The organism is Streptomyces niveiscabiei (genome assembly GCF_001419795.1).
GTDB lineage: Bacteria > Actinomycetota > Actinomycetes > Streptomycetales > Streptomycetaceae > Streptomyces > Streptomyces niveiscabiei.
The window spans coordinates 1-3,509 of sequence record NZ_LIRL01000953.1 but is presented as its reverse complement, the minus strand read 5'-3'; the positions used below and the strand labels follow the sequence as shown (position 1 = coordinate 3,509).

Here is a 3,509-nt window from a genome sequence, read left to right as displayed (position 1 = left end):
GGCCTCGGGCGCGCGGTGTCGGCCGAGGCCAGCCCACGCTTGCGCAGCGGGGACGCTGTCCGGGTCGGGTATGGGCGCCGAGTCCAACTCGGAGTGCGGTGGCCCGTCGAGTGTCGTCGGGGCGGCTGTGGCGGGGAACTCGGCGTCGGGCGTGCGGTGTTGGTGGAGCGGTGCCCCTGCCTGTGCGGCGGCGATGCTGTCCGGGTTGGGTGTGGGCGGCGAGTCCAGCCCGGCGTGGGGCGGCCCGTCGAGTGTTGTCGGGCCGGTCGTGGCGAGGAACTCGGCCTCGGGCGCGCGGTGTCGACCGAGCTCAGCCCACGCTTGCGCGGCGGCGATGCTGTCCGGGTCGGGTGTGGGCGGCGAGTCCAGCCCGGCGTGGGGCGGCCCGCTGAGTGTCGTCAGGTCGGGTGTGGGCGACGAGCCGAGTGTCGTCGGGCCGTTCACGGCAAGGAACTCGGCGTCCAGCGCCCGGTGTTGATGGAGTGCCGCCCACACCCGTGCAGCGGCGATGTTCTCCAGGCCGGGTGTGGGCGAGGTGCGAAGGGCGGCGTGCAGAGGGTTCCCGAGTGCGAGCAGGCCCTCGTGGTCCCCGTGCCGCAGGCTCAGCGCGGTCGCTTCCCGGAGCACGTCCGGTGTGAGTGGATCGTCCGGTGCGAGGCGGGTGAGCGCGGCGGCGTAGGCGCGGGCCGATCGGGGCCAGTCGGTCCTGGCGTCCTCGCGGGCCGCCGCGAGGAGCAGCGGGACGGCGATGGAGTCGGGGACGCGCGCGCCGGACGCGGCGACGCGGTCGGCGAGCCGGGGATGGCTGCGGCCGGTGACGCCGGCGCCGATCCGTTCGGCCAGCGAGGTGACGTACCGGGCGGAGTTGGCCTGGACGTCGCGGTCGAGGGGCAGGTTCCGCAGGGCCGCCGCGAGGGCGGGGACGGCGAAGGACAGGCGGCCCCGGGGGTCGGAGGCCAGGATGCCGTCCGTGATGAGGCGGTCGAGCCGGCGTTCGAGGGCGCGGGCGCCGGAGGACGGTGTCATGCGGAACGCGTCGTCGACGTGCACTTCGGCGTGGTCCAGCACGCGGGCGGTGACGATCGCGGCCTCGACGGTCCCGGAGTACGGGGGTTCGTGGGGCAGGCCGAATTCGAGGGGGAACGCGTCCTCGGCGGCCAGCCGCAGGTCGCGCGCGGGGCGGGCGAGGCACATCAGGCCGTCGAGTTCCAGCAGGTCCCCTTCGTCCAGGGTGCCGAGGACGGACAGGACGGCCCGCGGGTTGCCCGCGAGCCGGCCCAGGGCCCGGGACACGGCGTCCGCCAGCGCGGGATCGGCCGGGCGCCCGAACCGCCGGGTGACGTGGAGGCCGACCAGCACGGCGACGTCGGCCGGGCGCAGCGGGGAGAGTTCGAGGACGTGGTCGGCCGCGACCGAGGGCTGGGCGCGGCGCGCGGTCATCACGACGGGTACGCCGTACGGCCGGAAGACCCGCAGCAGCAGCCCCAGCGCCTCGGCGGCGGGCGGCGGCAGGAGATCGACGTCGTCGACGACCAGGGCGAGCGGCATCCGACGTGCCGCCGAGGCCAGCGCCCCGGACAGCGCGGACAGCCCCTCCGCACCGCCGACCCGCCCCGCCGCACGCAACCGCGACCTCACGGGCCCCGGCAGTCCGGCCAGCCGGTCGTCCGGGTCCGTGAGGACCAGGCCGCGATCCGCGGTGACGGCGATCGCGTCGTCCGTGTCCTTCGTGTTCTTCGGGCCGACCCGTACCACCGCCGTCCCGGCCCGGGCCGCCGTACGCCGCGCCTCTTCCACGACGGTCGTCCGGCCCGCCCCGGTCCCGGCGGTGACGAGCAGGACACGCGCCGCGCCGCCGGTGGCCCGGAGAGCGTCCGTCAGTGTTCCGATGTCGCCGTCCCTGCCGACGACCGCCCCGCGCCGCTCCCGCACCCTGCCGTCCCGTTCCTCGTGGTCACCCCGGAGGGAAAGACGGCACCCGGCCGTTTTCCGTTCCCTCTGCCCGGACGAAGATCATCATCTCTCCGCCGCGGCTCGTAGGGTCGGCTCACTGACGGGGAGCCAGGTCTCGTACGTACGTCCCGGCGACACGTCTCGCAACACGTCTCGGAAACCGGAGGATGACCGTGGGGTCGCACACCGACGAACTGGCCCGCTGGGGCAGACCCGCCCGCATGGACCGCACCGACGACCGCCTGCTCGGCCGCGAACGCGAGTCGCGGCGGCTCGACGGCCTGCTGGGCGACCCCGACGGTCCGCGCCTCGTCCTCGTACGGGGCGAACAGGGCGTGGGGCGCAGCGCGTTCCTGCGTGCGGGCGGTGAGCGGCTGCGGGCGAGCGGGGGCGCGGTGTACGCGGTGGACTGCGTGCCCGGCGACGCGGACCGGCCGTTGCTGCTGGCGCTGCGGCTGGTCATGGCGCTGCGGGAGCGCCGTCCGGCTGGGGATCGGGCTGCGACGGAGGTGTTGTCGGCCGTGGATCGAGGGGACCGTGCGGCGACGGAAGCGTTGTCGGCCGTGGACCGGGGCGATCTGGCGGCGATGGAGGCGTTGTTGCGGGCCGTCCTGGCCCGGTGCGCGCCGGTGACGGTCCTCGTCGACGACGCCCAGTACGCCGATCAGGGCTCCCTGTCCGCGCTGAGCCGGATCGACGTCCCCGGCGTGCGGCTGGTGGTGTCGGTGGCCTGCCGGGACGGTGCGGAACCGGACAAGCCCGCGCCCGCCGACGGGGATGCCCCGCACCACGTGCTCGACACGCCCTCGGCCGACGCGGTGGTCCTGGGCCCGCTGGACCCCCACGACACCGACGCCCTGGTCGCGCGCTGGCTCCAGGCCGAAGCGGACACCCAACTCGCCCGACAGGTCCGCGAGTTGACGCGCGGTCTCCCGGGAGCGGTCGAGGCCCTGCTCACCGCGTGGACGCGCCAGGACGTGATCCGCGTCGCCGACGGCCACGCCTTCGTCCCCTCCAGGGCGACGGTCCCGGTGCTGCCGGACGACGACCGCTTCCTCACGGCCCTGGACCGGCTCGGCGAGCCCGCGCGCACGGTGGCCGCAGCGCTGAGCATCCTGGGCCCACTCGGCGAACCGGCCCTCCACCTCACCGCGCAGTGCACCGGCCTGTCCCCCGAGGCCGTCGACGAAGGCGCCCGCCGACTGGCCGAGGCGGGTATCGTCGACGAGGCCCCGGGCCTGCCCTTCCGCCTCCCGCTCACCGCCCACGCCGTCCGCGAGCGCATGAGCCCCGTACGACGCAGCCGGCTCTCCGCCGCAGCGGTCGAGGTCCTGTGGAACGGCGCCGGATCGCCGGGCGACGGCACTTCGGCCCCGCACGCAGAGCCCGGTCCTCCCGACGGCACGGCCTCGGAGCCCGGCCTTCTCCGGAGCGGCGCCGGGTCGGCATCCGGCGATGCCTCGGCCCCGCACGCAGAGCCTGGCTCTCCCGACGGTACGGCCCCGGAGCCCGGCCGTTTCCGGAGCGGCGCCGGGTCGGCACCCGGTGACACCCCG

At 75.9% G+C, this 3,509-nt stretch carries 2 protein-coding genes; one reads left to right on the top strand and one right to left on the bottom strand.

Annotation, left to right across the window (positions count from 1 at the left end; genetic code table 11):
• The coding region (locus AOK24_RS37700; RefSeq protein ID WP_159052132.1) for an ATP-binding protein at positions 1 to 1,932 on the bottom strand (1,932 nt) is incomplete at its 3' end.
• Positions 1,933 to 2,126: 194 nt separating this feature from the next.
• Between AOK24_RS37700 and AOK24_RS37695 the strand changes: the two genes are divergently transcribed.
• Positions 2,127 to 3,509 (top strand): AAA family ATPase (locus tag AOK24_RS37695; protein ID WP_159052131.1); only part of this gene is annotated, 1,383 nt, incomplete at its 3' end.